Annotated in this window: 12 protein-coding genes; 3 read left to right on the top strand and 9 right to left on the bottom strand. The window is 72.5% G+C overall.

The annotated features are described in order from the left end of the window. Positions 1-10 precede the first annotated feature (10 nt). Both ACIRU3_RS02865 and ACIRU3_RS02860 read left to right on the top strand, forming a co-directional pair. Positions 11-742 (top strand): response regulator transcription factor, encoded by a 732-nt coding sequence (locus tag ACIRU3_RS02865; RefSeq protein WP_404050563.1) that lies wholly within the window; start codon positions 11-13, stop codon positions 740-742. Beyond that, entirely contained in the window at positions 742-2,199 is a 1,458-nt protein-coding gene (locus ACIRU3_RS02860) for an ATP-binding protein (RefSeq protein WP_404050359.1), read from the top strand. The genes ACIRU3_RS02865 and ACIRU3_RS02860 overlap by 1 nt, the downstream gene beginning before the upstream one ends. A 61-nt stretch (positions 2,200-2,260) precedes the next feature. On the opposite strand, the gene ACIRU3_RS02855 is transcribed toward ACIRU3_RS02860, so the two are convergent. Together ACIRU3_RS02855 and ACIRU3_RS02850 are read right to left on the bottom strand one after the other, a co-directional pair. Then, the gene (locus ACIRU3_RS02855) at positions 2,261-4,096 is read right to left on the bottom strand and encodes a phosphatidylglycerol lysyltransferase domain-containing protein (RefSeq protein WP_404050356.1); all 1,836 of its coding nucleotides are present in this window, start codon (positions 4,094-4,096) and stop codon (positions 2,261-2,263) included. Between the two features lie 98 nt (positions 4,097-4,194). Beyond that, positions 4,195-4,431 (bottom strand): hypothetical protein, encoded by a 237-nt coding sequence (locus tag ACIRU3_RS02850; RefSeq protein ID WP_404050354.1) that lies wholly within the window; start codon positions 4,429-4,431, stop codon positions 4,195-4,197. A 124-nt stretch (positions 4,432-4,555) separates the two neighbouring features. On the opposite strand from ACIRU3_RS02850, the gene ACIRU3_RS02845 reads away from it, so the two are divergent. Further along, positions 4,556-5,386: a M55 family metallopeptidase gene (locus ACIRU3_RS02845; protein WP_404050351.1), complete on the top strand. Its 831-nt coding sequence runs from the start codon at positions 4,556-4,558 to the stop codon at positions 5,384-5,386. A gap of 15 nt (positions 5,387-5,401) precedes the next feature. On the opposite strand, the gene pstB is transcribed toward ACIRU3_RS02845, so the two are convergent. The 7 genes from pstB to pstC all read right to left on the bottom strand — a co-directional run bounded on the left by pstB (position 5,402) and on the right by pstC (position 16,132). Beyond that, on the bottom strand, positions 5,402-6,229 hold the full coding sequence (pstB, locus tag ACIRU3_RS02840; RefSeq protein ID WP_404050348.1) for a phosphate ABC transporter ATP-binding protein PstB: 828 nt from the start codon (positions 6,227-6,229) through the stop codon (positions 5,402-5,404). A gap of 25 nt (positions 6,230-6,254) precedes the next feature. After that, positions 6,255-7,163 (bottom strand): sortase, encoded by a 909-nt coding sequence (locus tag ACIRU3_RS02835; protein ID WP_404050346.1) that lies wholly within the window; start codon positions 7,161-7,163, stop codon positions 6,255-6,257. A 76-nt stretch (positions 7,164-7,239) separates the two neighbouring features. Beyond that, positions 7,240-9,237 carry an Ig-like domain repeat protein gene (locus ACIRU3_RS02830; RefSeq protein ID WP_404050342.1) on the bottom strand — a complete coding sequence of 666 codons (1,998 nt, stop codon included), beginning with the start codon at positions 9,235-9,237 and terminating at the stop codon, positions 7,240-7,242. 209 nt (positions 9,238-9,446) lie between these two features. Further along, positions 9,447-12,068 carry a hypothetical protein gene (locus ACIRU3_RS02825; RefSeq protein WP_404050340.1) on the bottom strand — a complete coding sequence of 874 codons (2,622 nt, stop codon included), beginning with the start codon at positions 12,066-12,068 and terminating at the stop codon, positions 9,447-9,449. After that, a complete protein-coding gene (locus ACIRU3_RS02820) occupies positions 12,065-13,753 on the bottom strand; it encodes a phosphate ABC transporter substrate-binding protein PstS (RefSeq protein ID WP_404050338.1) in 1,689 nt (562 codons plus the stop codon). The genes ACIRU3_RS02825 and ACIRU3_RS02820 overlap by 4 nt, the downstream gene beginning before the upstream one ends. Next, positions 13,753-15,159 carry a phosphate ABC transporter permease PstA gene (pstA, locus tag ACIRU3_RS02815; RefSeq protein WP_404050335.1) on the bottom strand — a complete coding sequence of 469 codons (1,407 nt, stop codon included), beginning with the start codon at positions 15,157-15,159 and terminating at the stop codon, positions 13,753-13,755. The genes ACIRU3_RS02820 and pstA overlap by 1 nt, the downstream gene beginning before the upstream one ends. A 1-nt stretch (position 15,160) precedes the next feature. Further along, positions 15,161-16,132, bottom strand: a complete 972-nt coding sequence (pstC, locus tag ACIRU3_RS02810; RefSeq protein WP_404050333.1) for a phosphate ABC transporter permease subunit PstC — start codon at positions 16,130-16,132, stop codon at positions 15,161-15,163. Between the last annotated feature and the right edge of the window lie 57 nt (positions 16,133-16,189).

Below are 16,189 nucleotides of genomic sequence, written 5' to 3'. Positions count from 1 at the left end.
GCCCCAGACTGTGCTGCTCGCCGAAGACGACCGCGCCATCCGTCACGCCCTGGAGCGTGCCCTGACCCTGGAGGGGTACGAGGTCACGGCGGTCGCCGACGGTGTGGAAGCACTGGCGCAGGCCCACAGGACCCCGCCCGACGTCCTGGTGCTCGACGTGATGATGCCGGGCATCGACGGGCTCCAGGTGTGCCGGGTGCTGCGGGCCGAGGGCGACAGCACCCCGATCCTCATGCTCACCGCCCTGGTGGAGACCGCCGACCGGATCGCGGGCCTGGACGCCGGCGCCGACGACTACGTGGTCAAGCCGTTCGACGTGGAAGAGGTCTTCGCGCGGTTGCGGGCGCTGCTGCGTCGTACCAGCCCGGTGCCGGCCGGCGGCGGCAACGCGGGATCCGGGGCGTCCGGGGGCGAGAACGCGCGGGACGTGCAGCTGTCCGACCGGCAGGTGGAGGCCGCGGGGATCCGGATGGACCTGCAGGCCCGGCGGGCCTGGCGCGGCAGGCGCGAGCTGGAGCTGACCCGCACCGAGTTCGAGCTGCTGGAGCTGCTGGTGCGCAACGCCGGGATCGTGCTCGATCATTCGACGATCTACGACCGTATCTGGGGCTACGACTTCGGTCCCGGCTCGAAGAACCTCGCCGTCTACGTCGGCTATCTGCGCCGCAAGCTGGACGAGCCCGGCGCCCCTCAGCTGATCCACACCGTGCGAGGCGTGGGTTACGTGCTGCGGGAGGACTAGTGGGCCGCCGCCTGCGGCTGCCGGCCGGGCCCCGGCCCAGGCTGGTCTCCCTGCGCACCACCTTCGCGGTGTCCTTCGCGGCCGTCACCGCCGCCGTGACCATCCTCGTCGGCATCCTGTCGTACGGTTCCGCCGCGCGCCTGGTCCGGGTCGACCAGCAGTCGGTGTTCACCCAGGTCGTGCAGGACGTGCAGGACGAGGTGCGGCAGCACGAGATGGTCCCCGGGGACTTCTCGTCCTCCCGTCCGGGGCACGACCTGGTCCGGCCCGCCCGGACCGATGTGCAGGTGCTCGGCGCGCAGGGGCAGATCGTCGACCACGGCAGTCCGGTGCTGCCCGTCACCGCGCGGGACAAGGCCGTGGCCACCTCGCGGACGGCCGGCAGAGTGGTCCAGCACAAGGACGTCCGGGTCGCCGAGGACCTGTTCCGCATCGCCACCGTCTCGCTCGGCGCCGGGAAGGGCGCGGTGCAGGTCGCGCAGGAGTTCAGCGACACCGAGGACCTGCTGCGGGCGCTGCAGCAGCGGACGCTGATCCTGATGGCGGCGGTCGTGGTGGCCGCGGGGCTCTTCGGGTGGTGGCTGGCCCGCCGGATCACCCGGCGTCTGGTGATCCTCACCTCCGCCGCCGAGAACGTGGCCCGCACCCGCCAGCTGGGCATCGAGGTGCCCGTCGCCGGCCTGGACGAGGTGGGCCGGCTAGGCCGCGCCTTCGACCGGATGCTGGGGCGGCTCGCCCAGTCGGAGGAGGACCAGCGGCGGCTGGTCCAGGACGCCGGGCACGAGCTGCGGACGCCGCTGACGTCGTTGCGTACGAACATCTCGCTGCTGCGCAGGATCGACGAGCTGCCCCCGGCGACCCGGGAGGACCTCGTCGCCGACCTCGGGCAGGAGGCCCGCGAGCTGACCGACCTGGTCAACGAGCTGGTCGACCTCGCGGCAGGGCAGTCCGACAGCGAGCCGGCCCAGCAGGTGGACCTCGCCGACATCGCCGAGGACGTCGTGGGGCTGGCCAAGCGCCGGACCGGCCGGGAGATCGTGCTGCGCACCGACGGCGACACCCGCACCGACGGACGGTCCGGGATGCTCCAGCGGGCCATCTCCAACCTGGTCGAGAACGCGGCGAAGTTCGACCGCGGCGGCAAGGCACCCATCGAGATCAGCATCACCGGGCCCGCCCGCCCGGGAACCGTCCGGGTCGAGGTCCTGGACCGGGGGCCCGGTATCGCGGACGGCGATCTGATCCGCATCTTCGACCGCTTCTACCGGGCCGCCGACGCGCGGTCCCTGCCGGGGTCGGGGCTCGGGCTGTCCATCGTCCGCGAGGTCGCCATGGCGCACGGCGGAGCGCCGTTCGCCCTCCGGCGGGAAGGGGGCGGGGCGGTCATCGGGTTCACGGTGGGCGGGGGGATCGTGGGCGGCGGGAGCGGGAGCGGCAGCGGGCGCGCTGGAGGCTGAGAGGCGTCCGGCGGCGGCCCGGGGGTCCCCGAGGTCGTGGGTGTGGCCCGGGCGCCGGTGCTCAGCCTGCTGCGGACGGTCGGGGTGCAGGGAGTTCCGGGTCGGCCGGCTGCCTGCGGCGGGTGAAGGCCGGCATCGTGGGCGGCGCGAGGAAGCCCTCGGCGCGGGCGCTGGCCAGCCCGATCCTCGGGATGTCGCTGCTCTTGGCGAACAGCAGGAAGCGGGGTTCCCAGACCGGGCGGTACTTGGCGTTGGCGCGGTACAGGGTCTCGATCTGCCACCAGCGGGAGAAGAAGGTGAGGGTCGAGCGCCACAGACGCAGGACGGGGCCGGCGCCGAGGCGGGAGCCGCGTTCGAAGACCGAACGGAACATGGCGAAGTTGAGGGAGACCCGGCGGACGTCCAACCCCTTCGCGCGAACGAGGAGTTCCACGACCATGTACTCCATCAGGCCGTTCTCGCAGTCGCGGTCGCGGCGCATCAGGTCCAGGGAGAGACCGTGCTCGCCCCAGGGGACGAAGCTGAGCAGGGCCCGGGGCACGTCGTCCGCGTCCCGGCACTCCAGCATCACGCAGCGGGCGTCGGCGGGGTCGCCGAGGCGGCCCAGGGCCATGGAGAAGCCGCGCTCGGTGGCGCCGTCGCGCCAGTGGTCGGCGCGGTCGATGAGGACGGCCATCTCCTCGTCGGGGATGTCCTCGTGGCGGCGGATGCGGACCGTGTAGCCGGCCCGCCCGACCCGTTTGTGGGCCTGGCGCACGACACGCATGGCCCGGCCTTCGAGGGTGAAGTCGGCCAGGTCCACGAGCGCCTCGTCGCCGAGTTCCAGGGCGTCCAGGCCGTGCCGGGCGTAGATCGTGCCCGCCTCCTCGCTCGCGCCCATCACCGCGGGTGTCCAGGCGTGCCGGCGGGCTTCGGCGAGCCAGGCGTCGATGGCGCCGGGCCAGGCCTCGGGGTCACCGATGGGATCGCCGGAGGCCAGGCTCACACCGCCGACGACGCGGTAGGCGACGGCCGCCTTGCCGCTGGGGGAGAACATGACGGCCTTGTCGCGGCGCAGCGCGAAGTAGCCGAGGGAGTCCCGCTCGCCGTGTTTGTCGAGCAGGGCGCGGAGCCTGTGCTCGTCCTCCTCGGCGAGCAGGCACTCGCCGCGAGGGGCGCGGAAGCAGGCGTACAGCACCAGCAGGAAGGTGGCGGCGATCGAGATGTTGACGACCACGTCCGCCCAGCGGGGGGCGTGGACGGCGTCGATCCGGTCGGCGAGCGGGCCGACGCTGATGCCGCGCAGCAGGGTGTACGCGATCTCGTCCTTGAGGCCTGCGCCCGGGAGCTTGTTGGTCGCGTGCACCAGGAGCGTGCCGAGGGTGGCGCTGACCAGGGCGCCGCCGGTGCCGACGGCGAGCGCGAGGCGCGGATTGGAGCGGTCGCCGATGGCGTCGAACTCGCGTCGGGCGACCAGCAGGGCCGCCACGAACAGGCCGGTCAGGGCGGCGGAGAGCCAGTTGAAGACGTGCTCGCGGTAGGGGTCGCGGGTGAGGGCGAGGGCGTAGAGGCAGAACAGGGGGCCGGCGAGGAGCAGGTTGAAGACCCACGCGGCGCGTTTACGGCGGCGCATCACGACCGCGAGGAAAAGGGCGAGCGCCGCCGAGACCAGGCCCGCGGTGGCCAGGTAGGGCGTGAAGAACTCGCCCGCGTTGTGCTCGTGCACCTCCTCGCGGAAGGGCAGCGAGACGACCGCGGCGATGTTGAGCACGACCTGCAGCCGCAGGTACCAGACGGTGGCCGTCGCCGCCCGTTTCCGCAGCCGGTCGGTGCCGGTGCGAAGGAAAGGGATGCCGGGGCGGGGCTTGTGCTGAGCGGGAACCTGTGGGGTGATCAGGCTCGACTGTCGTGCGGGCATGGTGACGGGCACCTTGGGGGAGGGGACGGGGCAACGCTGACCCTACAGCCTGTAGGGTAACGGAGGTATGGGTGTGCGCACAGTCGGTGCACAGGGTCTCATCCCGCACCCCCGGTCCTGCGCCGGGCCGCGGCCAGCGTCCAGGCCAGGTTGCCCACCGCGGCCCCGGCCGCCACCGCGGCGACGATCACCCCGCCGGTGGCGAGGCCGTCGCTGAACAGGTGCGGGCGCCGGTCGAGGCTGTGCAGGCCGAAGCCGCACAGCTCGTACACGCCGACGGCGGCGACGACGAGGCTGACGACCAGCAGGGCCAGCGTCGGGGCGAGAGTGCGCACGTCGGCCTCCCCCGCTGGGCTCGGCTCCGTTTCCGTGTCCTGCATGGTGTTCCCCCGATGAACAGATGTGTGGCCGTTGGCGGTTGGGAACCTACATTACGTAGGGTCGGTTAGGGTCGATGCCGTGCGGATCTACATCAGCGTGGACATGGAAGGCATCACCGGGCTCGTCGACGCCGACGACGTCCAGCCCGGCGGGCGGGACTACGAACGCGGCCGTTCCATGATGGCCGAGGACGTGAACGCGGCCGTACGAGGCGCGCTGGCGGCCGGTGCGACCGACGTCCTGGTGAACGACGCCCACGGCCCGATGCGCAATCTGCTGCCCGAGGCCCTGCACCCGGCCGCCCGCCTGGTCCGCGGCAAGCCCAAGCGGATGGGCATGCTGGAGGGGCTCGACGCCGGGTACGACGCCGCGCTCTGCGTCGGCTACCACTCCCGGGCCGGCGCCCTGGGCGTGCTCAGCCACAGCTTCATGGGCCACGAGATCGAGGACATCTGGCTGGACGGCCGCCCCGCAGGCGAGATCGGCCTGGCCCATGCCACCGCGGCCGCCCTCGGCGTCCCCGTGGTGGCCCTCACGGGTGACGACGCCGCGTGCGCGGAGATGACGGCGTGGGACGCCTCGGTCGTCGGCGTCCCCGTGAAGTACGCCCACGACCGGTTCGCGGCCCGGCTGCGCCCGGCGGGCGAGGCACGCGAGGCCATCGAGGAAGGGATCGCGCGGGCACTGGCCCAGGCACCGGTACGCCCGCCGCCCGCCGCCGAGCGGGCCACCCTCGCCGTCCGCTGGCAGTCCGCCTCGGTCGCCGCCACGCTGCTCGGCATACCCGGGGTGACGGCCGACGACAGCCGCACGGTCCGGGCGAGCGGCGAACTTCCGGCGCTGTACCGCCTGTTCGGGGTGTGGATGCGGGTGGCGGCCTCGCTCACCGACCAGCCGCCCTACTGCTAGGGCCGGCAGCACGCCTCAGCCGAAGCGGCCCGCCACGTAGTCCGCCGTCCGCCGGTCCGCGGGAGCGTTGAACATCTGCTCGGTGGGGCCGTGCTCGACGATCCCACCGGGGGTGCCCTGTTCGGCGAGGAAGAAGGCGCACCGGTCGGAGACACGGGCCGCCTGCTGCATGTTGTGGGTGACGATCACGATCGTCACCTGGCCGACGAGTTCGTGGATGGTCTCCTCGACACGGCGCGTGGACGTCGGGTCCAGCGCCGAGCACGGCTCGTCCATGAGCAGCACCCGGGGCCGTACCGCCAGCGCCCGCGCGATGCACAGCCGCTGCTGCTGGCCGCCGGAGAGCGCGCCGCCGGGCTGCCGGAGCCGGTCGCGGACCTCCTTCCACAGGCCCGCCCGGCTCAGCGACTCCTCCACCAGCTCGTCCTTCTCGCGGCGGCTCGTGCGTACGCCGGTCAGCCGCAGGCCCGCCACGACGTTGTCGTAGATCGACATCGCGGGGAACGGGTTGGGCTTCTGGAAGACCATGCCGATCCGGCGGCGGGCGTCGGTCAGCCTCCGCTCGGGGGCGTAGATGTCCTCGCCCTCGAAGAGCACCTCGCCGCCGAAGGCCGCGCCGGGAATCAGCTCGTGCATGCGGTTGAGGGTGCGCAGGAAGGTCGACTTGCCGCAGCCGGACGGGCCGATCAGGGCGGTCACCCGGCCCGCGGGCATCGACAGCGAGACCCGGCTGAGCACCTGGTGGCCGCCGAACCAGGCCGAGACCGAGCGGGCCTCCAGGGCGGCGGGCGTGGCGAAGGGGGCCGCGGCCGGGACGGGCAGTACGGCGGTGTCGGTCGTCATGGTGGGCACCTCGGGTCGGAAGGGGTTACAGCAGGTTCGGGAGCAGCTCGGTGGTGCGCGTGGCGACCTGGAGGCCCAGCACCGCGACGACCGGCGCGAAGACGATCCACGTCTGGTGGCGGCCCCAGCGGTGCCACGCCCACACCGCGGCGACCGCGGACAGGAGCAGCGCCTGGAGCCACATCACCAGCGGCCAGGGCAGCCCGGAGGGGCGCGCCAGCGGCTCTTCGGATCCGGGGAGCGTGCCGGAGCGGATCACGGCCGCCGGGGTCCGGAAGGCGGTGGAGACCAGATCGGCGTCGACGCGCAGGACGCCGCCCGGCATGAAGTGCGGGCCGGTCGCGGTGATCAGCACCAGCCGGCCCTTGCCCGGGGCCAGGGCGGTGGGGGCCGGGTCGCCGGCCCGCCGGACGCCGGTGACCCGGTACCGGGCCCTGCCCTGACCGGTGGTCACGGTGAACGTGTCGCCCGCGGCGAGGTCGGCCAGATGCCCGAACGGACCGCCGTACGCGGCCGCGCGGCCCATCAGCACGCTGGTCCCGGCCTGCCCGGGCATCGGGGTGTCACGGCGGTGACCGGGGCCGTCGGTCATGACGGCGGCGTCGGTGCCCTCCAGCACCACCTGGCTCAGGCCGAGCTCGGGTACGCCGATCAGGGCGACCGGGGTGCCCGGCGCGAGCAGCCTGCCCTGCTGGTCGGTCTGGGACACCGGGGCCGTGCCCAGGGCGAGCTGCTCGCGCAGCTCGTCGAAGGCGGCGTGCTGCGCACTGTGCTGCTGGATGCCGCTGACCAGCAGCAGCTGCACGGTGACACCGAGCAGCAGGGCGGCGAGGCTGAGCAGGCCGCCGCGGGCCAGGTGGCGGACGGCGGTGCCGCCGCGGACGCGGGTGCGCGGTGCGGCCGGTGCGAGCGTGGTCGGTACGGCGACGGTCACGGCGGCCCGCCTCCTTCGGTGGTCGTGGGGGAGGCTGCCGGGGAGACGGAGCTGGTCTCCCCGGCAGCCGGACGGGTCAGGTGGACTTGATGGTGAAGTTCGCGCCGGTCTTCGAGTTCACCGTCGAGGAGCCCGCGTAGAAGGCGTGCAGCGTGTGCTTGCCGCGGCTCAGCTTCGGCAGGGTGAGGGTCACCTTGCCGCCGCTCAGCGTGCCGGTGGCGAGCACCTTGGAGCCCTCGTAGACGCGCACGGTGCCGCCCGGGGTGGTGCCGGCCGCGGTGACCTTCACCGTGACCTTGGCCCTGGCGGTGTGGCCGATGGAGGAGGGCGCGGTGGAGCTGACGGACGCCGTGGCCTTGGTGATCTTCAGAGTGGCCGTCGCGGAGGACGCGTTGAGCTTGGAGTTGCCCGCGTAGGAGACGGACAGCGTGTGCGTGGCGACCTTGAGGTGGTTCGACAGGCCGACGGTGACCTTGCCGGAGCCGTCCAGGGTGCCGGTGCCGAGGACCGTGGAGCCCTCCTTCACCGTGACCTTGCCGGTGGGGGCGACGCCGTGCGAGCCCTTGACGGTGACGACGACCTTCGGGGTCCTGCCGTACGCGGTGGTCGCGGCGGTCGCCGTGGTGGTGCTGGCGAACCTGACCGAGCCGGACCAGCTCGCCGCAGCACCCGTGCCGTTGAGGTTGGCGCCGGCGACCGTGGCGGTGTAGCTGCCGGTGGCCAGGCCCGAGACGGTGTACGAGGTGGTGTGCGCCGGAATGTCCTTGACGGCCACCACGGCGCCGTCCGAGCCGGTCAGCGTGATCCGGTAGTCGGTGAGCGGCAGACCGGTGGGCGCCGGGGCGGTCCAGGACAGCTTGACGCTCGCGTCGCCCGGGGTGGCCTTGAGGCCGGTCGGCGCGGAGGGCGTCGTGGTGTCGATGCCCGACTCCTCCAGACCGCCCAGCTTGGCGTGCCTGGCCACGCTGATCGAGCCGTTGTACGACTCGTTCACGAAGCCGAAGCCGGCGATGACCTTCTCGGCGGCGTCCGTGGCCATCGAGGCCTCGTGGCTGCCGGTGGTCACGAAGACGTCGTAGACGTCCTTGTCGAAGAAGATGCTGGTCGGGTCGATCGCCCGGGACGGCACGACGTTGTAGACGTCACGGCCGAACGTGGCGTTCTCGTAGTAGGCGCCGACCGGGGAGAGCTTGCCGTTGACCGTCGTCACCGGGCTGGTGGCGCCGGAGTCGCCGGGCAGCTGCACCGAGGCGAGGTGACCGCCCGAGGCCGCCGCGTTCTTGGTGAAGTCGGGGGAGACGCCGTTGTTCTGGGCGATCCAGGAACCGACCGAGAAGGGCACCAGGGCGCCGTCCTCGGTGAGAGCGGCGTTGCCCTGGTTCTCCTGGACGGCCGGGATGTTCGGGGCGATCGTCGCGTCGGTGAGGCCGATCGAGGAGAGGAAGAAGGCGCGGGTGCCGGACCCGCTCTGCGGGATCTTCGGGTGCACGGTCTGGCCGTTCACCTGGGTGAGCGAGCCCGAGTAGATGTCGTGCAGCTGGTCCACCGTCAGGGAGTCCAGGCCGGAGCCCTTGACCGCGACGCCGACCGCGTCCCGGGCGAACGGGATGTAGGTCAGCGCGGTGCCGGAGGTCTTCGGGCCGCTGGAGGACCGGGCGAAGTCGACCTGGCCCTTGATGGAGACGCCGGAGGAGTCCGGGTACGTGTCACCGGTGAGCGACTCGCTCAGCGCCAGACGGCCCTTGCCGGAGCCGTTGGGGCGCAGGAAGGCCGGGCCGTTCGAGCGGGTGGTGATGTTCGAGGTGGTGGAGCCGGTGCCGGGCTCGATCGCGTCGTAGGAGGCGATGCCCGCGCCGGCCGCCGACTTCACGGCCGTGTCGGCGTAGCTCTTGCCGTTGACGGTGTCGCCGGCCAGGGCGTTGAGCACGTCCTGGGTGGTGTCGGAGCCCACGCCGACCAGCTTGCGGAAGGTTCCGGACGGGGTGGGGTCGGCGTACGCGGGGCTCGCCAGAGCCAGGCCGCCGGCCACCACGGCGGCCGCGACGAGCGCCGCCGTAGAGCGCGTTCTGCGCATCGAGAGTCTCCTGAAGGTAGTGCGTGGGTGCGGGAGAAGAGATCTGGCAGGGTGGTACGGGCCGTCCGCCCCGACTGCCTTTCGGGGCGGGCGGCCGTCTGTGGGGGAGCACGTGGCTCCGTGGGGGGCTTTCGCGGGGTCTGTGCTGTCAGGTGCTGTCAGGTGCGGTGCGGTGGCGCCCCCCCCGGGGGGGGCGCGGGGCTGCGTCGCTATGCGGCTCCGCCGCGTGGGCGCGACCGGCCACGCCGTGCCCGCAGACGAAGGAGCGCCTGTCCGGCGGAGCCGAGCCGCAGTCGGGCGCCGCCCGCGAAGGGCGCGCCGAGTCCGGCGAAGGCACCGACCGCGGCGCCGGCGGGTACGGCGTAGCGCAGCGGGTTGGCGGGGTCGCCGGGCGTGTTCCCGGCGGCCGTGGTCGCCAGGGCCCTGCCGCCGTCGTAGGAGGGCCGGGCGCTGGGCGAGGCACTGGTGCCGCCGGCGTCCGCGCCCGTGCCGCCGCCACCCGACGCACCGCCGGAGGCGGCGCCGCCCGACCTGTCGCCGGTGCCGCCGGAGGTCTCGCCGCCGCCGGTGCCGCCCGAGCCCTTGTCGTCGTCGGTGGAAGCCGGCTCCTTGTAGCGCAGCAGCGCGTCGGCCGCCCGCAGCGCGCGGTCGCGCAGGGGGCGGGAGAGCGGGGCGTAGCCCTCGGGCAGGCGGCCCGGGTCGGCGCCGCTGACCTGACCGGCGCCCGCCGCGTAGCGCAGCAGCGCCGCGTAGTCCGTGCGGGCGTCCGCCTTCAGCGAGCCGGGCCGCGCGGCCGCGTACACCAGCTGGGCCAGTGGGTAGGCGCCCTTCGCCTTGGCGTTCGCCGGGGTGATCTCGGCGACGTCCTTGCCGGTGGCGCTCTCGGCCGCCGCGGTCAGCGCGCCGGTGGTGGGGGAGGCGAACCTGCCCGCGGCGTTGCGCAGTTCGGCCGTCTGCAGGCCGTAGCGGGCGGCGGAGGCCGCGTCGGTGACGGTGACGACGAACCGGGAGCCGACCGTCTGCGGGCCGGGGCTGCGGTAGGTGGGCGGATTGGACAGCGGGTCCCAGGTCGACTTCCACAGGGTGTCGGCGCGCCGGGCGTGCAGGGCGCCGGCGTGCATGTCGTCCACGTACGGGTGGAAGTCGGTCATGCACTGCCTGGCGTCCTTGGGGGCGTCCGTGCCCGGCGGGACCGTGCACCAGGGGTCGCTCTTCGGATAGTCGTCGATGTGCGCGGGGTCGAAGGCGAGACCGGCGGGGTTCAGGTCCGTGTTGGTGCTGTAGTACGGGTTGACCCGCATGCCCCAGTCGTCGGAGACACCGGAGAGGAACTGCCGGGCCTCCTTGTCCGAGTGGATCCACTGCCACACCGCGCGGGCGCTGTCGCTGTGCCCGAGCGAGGTGAGCAGGTCGGTGTCGGTGGCCGGTGTCTCGGCGACCGAGAGATACGCGAACTCGGGGTTCAGATCGATGAACTCGGGGTCGCTCGCCAGGCCCGCCGGGTTGTGCCTGGCCCAGCCGTAGCCCGGGGCCGCCTTGTCGCCGAGCACCGAACCCCAGGTGGAGTTGCGGTACGACTCGGTGAGCAGTTTGGCGACCAGCCGGGGCGTCAGTCTGATCGAGTCGACCTTGGTGCCGGCCAGCTTTCTGACGTCCTCGGGTGCTCCGGCCTTGGGTCTGCGTTCGATGGTGAAGCCGATGACGGTTCCGGACAGGGCCACGGGCGCGTACGTCGTCGTACCGGACGGCGCCGAGGTGCCGTCGTCGGCGCCCAGGGCTCGGGTCGTGAAGCCGAGGCCGAAGGTGTCGTCGGTGCCGAGCCGGTTGCGGGTGTCGGGCTCACCGAGTTCCGTGTAGCCGTACACCTTGCCGGACGGGCACAGGGCGGCCTGCCAGCTGGTCACGGCGTCGGCGACCAGTTCGCTGCCGGTGGTGGGGCGCTCGTCGCTGCCCAGCGGGCAGTTGCTGCCCACCTGGTTGAAGTGCAGCGGGATCGCGACGCGGTTCTGCCAGTTGGTCGACGAGACCGGGGAGCCGGCGTTGACCTGGCTGTGGTCGGCGTACGGCTTTCCGTCGAGGTCGAGCCGGCCCTGCGGGACGATCACCAGCCAGCAGGAGCGGGGCCTGGTCACGCCGTTCCCGGTGACCGGCGCCCCGCAGCCCAGGTGCGGTGCCTCGTTGGCGGTCTGCACCTCGAAGTACTCCTGGCCGGTGCCGGCGGCGCCGGTGCGGGCGAAATCCACCTCGTTGGTGGTGTTGTGGTTGAAGAACTTGTTGTTCTGGGTGTTGGTGGTGATCGTCTCGCCGGTGACCGACTTGAACGGCACCTCGCCCGGGACACCGGGGGGCTGGGCGGCCCCGTAGCGGTTGTCCTGGCCGTAGTTGGTGGGGTCGGCGCTGTAGAAGATCTGGCGAGTGTCGTCCTGCTGGTTGCCGGGCCAGTTGCCCCGGTCGGTGGTCGGGGAGGCGCCGTACTGGCACTGGGTGCGGGGCGGTCCGGGGTTGCCGGGGACGCTGTGGTCGTCCTCGCCCCAGCACTGCATGATCTGCACGAAGTCGGTGTTGAAGAGGGTGCCCGCGAAGGTGGTCGGGGTGCCCCCTCGCCAGGAGACCTTGACGGCCTGGCTGGTGAGGTGGTTCGTCTGGTCGACGGTGAACCTCATGTCCTTGAACTCGCCCCGCCCGGAGACGGTGACCGCGGAGGTCGCGGGTGCGGCGGTCGCGGAGGGGGCCGCCTGGGCGACCGCGAGGCCCGCGAGGGCGCCCACGGTGGCGCCGGCGAGCAGGCGGAGCAGGGCGCCGCGGACGCGGCCGGGCCGTCTGCCGGTCATCGCCGACCACCGTCCTCGAAGCCGCCCTCGACGCCGTCCTGCGAGCGGGAGCCGACCAGGCGGGAGACGACCGAGGGCAGCAGGAGCAGACCGAGCACCAGGACCGCGGCGAGCAGCATCAGCGTCTGGGCCGTGGTCCAGCCGTGGCCGGCGGCGACAGCGACCGGCTGGGCGAGGGCGACGGTGTTGTCGGTGGCAGGGCCGGCGCCGCCCGAGGCGCCGCCGGAGCCGCCGCCCGGTGCGAGGGTCTGACCGGTGTCCGGGTCGACGGACGGGGTGCCGCCGCTGCCGCCGGTGCCCGAGCCGCCGGTTCCGCCGGTGGCGGAGGTCCCGCCGCTCGTCGTACCGCCCGTCGTGGCTCCGCCGCCGGAACCGCCGTTCCCGTCACCGGACTTGGCGCCGCCGCTGCCCGTGGTGCACGGCGGGGCGCCCTTCTTGTCGCAGGGCTTCGGGTAGGGCGCGGTCTCGGCGAGCCTGTTGTGACCGGACGGCGTGAAGGTGGGGTTGTTGCAGCGCTTGATGTTGATGTTCTGCGCCTGCACGCCCGGGATCCGGCGGATCTGGTCGAAGCCCGCCTTGACCAGGTTGATCGGCAGCGGCGAGTAGCCGAGCTTGGGCGCCTGCTGCTGGCCCTGGCACATGAAGTAGTACGAGAACGCGCCCAGCGTCCTGCCCTTGACCGTGCTGAAGGTGCCCCGCACCTTCAGCGGCAGAATCATGTACGAGTAGCTGGACAGCGGGTAGTTGCGCTTGTCGGCGTCGTTGTAGACGCCGTCGAGCTGCTGGGTGAGGTAGTCCGGGGATCTCCTGTTCGTGTTGATCCGTGCCTTGAGCAGCGAGACCGCCACGTTCTGCGGGGTGGGCTCGGTGTAGTAGCCCGCGTGGTTGAGGACCTTGGCGACCGGATAGTGCGCGTTGAGCGCGTAGGAGTAGTTGACGTAACCGATCGCACCCTCGCCGTAGTTCTGGGCGACGTACCCGGCGACGCCGAGGTCGCCGGACTGGGCGATCATCCCGGGGACGGTCGGGTAGTTCGAGGTCTGGCCGCAGGCGCCGGAGCGGCCGACCTTGCGGCAGTAGGCCTGCCAGAGGGCCTTGTGCTGGTTGGTCATCCACAGCGTGAACTGGGCGGTGGAGCCGGAGCCGTCGGAGCGGACGACCGGGACGACGCTGCGGTGGGGCAGCTGGAGGCCGGGGTTGTCGGCCCGGATCGCCGGGTCGTCCCAGGTCTTGACGACCCCGGTGAAGATCTTCGTGACGACGTCGCCGGACAGACGCAGGTTGGTGACCCGCTTGCCGTTGACGGTCAGGTGGTACATGAAGACGGTGCCGCCGGCCACGATCGGCATGTAGGCGTACGAGCCCGTGGCCGGGCGTTCGGCCGCCGAGCCGTCGGTCGGGTGGGTCTGGAAGGGGATGTCGGAGACCGCGAAGTCGACGGTTCCGCTGAGGAACTGGCGGCGGCCGTCGGAGGAGCCGGTGCCGGCGTAGCTGATGCGCATGCCGTACTGGTTCACCGCGCGGCGCCACTCGTCGACGGCGTTCTCCGCCCAGGTGGAGCCTGCGCCGGCGATGGGCGTGTAGTTCTCGGCGGCGGCCGGGGTGACCGCCGATCCGGCGAGGATGCCGATGAGTGCGGCCAGGATGCCCAGCCGTCGTAGGGCGTTGATGACAAGGCTGGACATCAGTGACGGTCTCCGTCCATGGGGCCGTGCTCGGCTTCGTCGTCGGGGGCGGGTGCGTGGTGGCTGGTCGCGCAGTTCCCCGCGCCCCTTTGTTCGTGGGTGTGTCCGGTGTCGGCGGGGGCACCGGCGGGGAAGTCGGGGCCGGGTTCGTCGTGGTCGGTCGCGGCGTTTCCCGCGACCCCGGGTCGGGTGGGTCGGTCGGTGTCGTCGGGGGCGAACAGGCTCAGGCCCGGGGCGTGGAGGTCGGCGAAGCGTTCCGCGTCACGTCGTGAAGCCCGGGCCGTCCGCCGGGCCTGTCCCTTGCTCTGGTGGCCGGGCCCCCGGCCGCCGATGACGCGGGCGATCGCGAACAGGATCAGGACCAGGGCCATCAGTACCGCCGCCGCGCCGAAGCCGCGGGCGATCATCGTCGGCTGGGGAGACTTGACGAAGTTGAAGACGGCCAGCGGCAGCGACACCATCGGGCCTTCGGTGGGGTCGGCGTTGAGCGACGCCGTGAATCCGGCGGTGAGCAGCACGGGCGAGGTCTCGCCGATGCCGCGCGCGGTGCCGAGGATGACCGCGGTGGCCAGGCCCGAGCGGGCGGTGGGCAGCACCACGTGCCACACCGTCCGCCAGCGGGGCGCGCCCAGCGCCTCGGCGGCTTCGGTCAGCGTGCCCGGCACCAGCCGCAGGACCACGTCCGCCGCCCGGATCACGATCGGCAGCATCATCACGCTGATCGCGAAGCCCGCCGCGAGGCCCGACTTCTGCATGCCGAGCCCGAGGATCCAGGTGGCGTACACCATCAGGCCGGCCACGATCGACGGAAGCGCGGTCATCGCCTCGACGATGGTGCGGACGAACCGGGAGAAGCGTCCCGGTATCTGGTTCAGGTACACCGCGCAGGCCAGGCCCAGCGGGACCGTGATCACCAGGGCGATGGTGATCATGGTCAGGGTGCCGAGCATCGCGTGCGCGATGCCGCCGTGGGTGAGTGGGTCGAGCGGGCCCGCGGCCTGCATGTCCTGGGTGAAGAAGTTGCCGTGCGGCAGCGCCTCGCGGCCGCGCCAGGCGGTGAAGCCGACGACCAGGGCGAGGGCGCAGAACAGCAGCGTGGCCGCGCTCCACAGCACGACGGTCATCACCCGGTCCCGTACCGCCTGTCCGTCCTCCTCCAGCCCGGTGAGCACGCCGTAGACGAGCAGGAAGACGAGGTAGGCCGTGACGGTGAAGCCCAACGCGCCGGAGAAGGGGGCGAGCTGGCCGAACAGGAGAACGGCCGTGCACAGGCCCGAGGCGGCGGCGCCGAGAAGGGACAGCACTCCGGAGCGGGTCGGCCCGCCGATGTGGCGCGGCACGTCGGGCGGTTCGCCGACGGCTTCCGGGAGTGCGGGAACGGCGACGGTCTCTTCGACGACGGTCATCTCATGCCTCGCTCTGCGCGCCGGACCGGGAGCGGGCCACGATCGACGATGCCGTGAAGTTGACCGCCAGGGTGAGCAGGAACAGCGCAAGGCCCGCTGCCATCAGCGCCGACATGCCGAAGGTGGAGGCGTCGCCGTAGTGCAGGGCGATCAGGGAGGAGACGGAGTTCGCGCCGGTCTGCAGGATGTGCGGCTGGATGGTGAAGACGGGCGAGATGATCAGGTAGACGGCGATGGTCTCGCCGAGCGCCCGCCCGAGGCCCAGCATGGTGCCGCCGATGATCCCGCCCTTGCCGTACGGCAGCACGACCGAGCGGATCATCCCCCAGCGGGTCGCGCCGAGGGCGTACGCGCCCTCCCGTTCCCCGGCCGGGGCCTGTGCGAACACCTCGCGCATCACCGAGCACTGGATCGGTGCCACCATCAGGGCGACGACCAGCCCGGCGACGAAGGCCGAGGCGGTGTAGACGCTCTCGGAGGCCAGCGGCTCCCCTGGCTGGGTGCCGTCCACCGTCAGGAACGGGATCCAGCCGAACCAGTCGGACAGCCAGCGCGACAGCCCGATCACGTGCTGCTGCAGGAAGAACAGCCCCCACAGCCCGTACACCACCGACGGAACCGCCGCCATCAGGTCGACCATGGTCACGAGCGTGCGCCGCAGCGGGCGCGGTGCCACGTCGGAGATGAACAGCGCGGTGCCCACGGCCAGCGGCACGGAGATCGTCACGGCGACGGCGGCGATGAGCAGCGTCCCGGTGAGGACGGCGGCGATGCCGAAGTTGTGGACGTCCGGCTGCCACTCCTCGGTCGTGAGGAAGGCGAACCCCCTGATCCGCAGCGCCTGTCCGGCCCGTAGCAGCAGGAACAGGCCGACACCCGCCATGACCGCGAGGACGGCGACGCCGGTGGCCGTCAACTGGAGGCGGAAGATGCGGTCCCCGATGCCGCGGGCGGCGAACGCCCCCCGGGGCAACGGTTGTTCAGGTCTCTCGGGCTCTTCGGATCTGCCGGGCTCCGATCTGCCGGACCC

Source organism: Streptomyces sp. NPDC101151 (assembly GCF_044768335.1).
GTDB lineage: Bacteria > Actinomycetota > Actinomycetes > Streptomycetales > Streptomycetaceae > Streptomyces.
The sequence above is the reverse complement of the archived record's forward strand: the minus strand, read 5'-3'. Positions and strand labels throughout refer to the sequence as shown.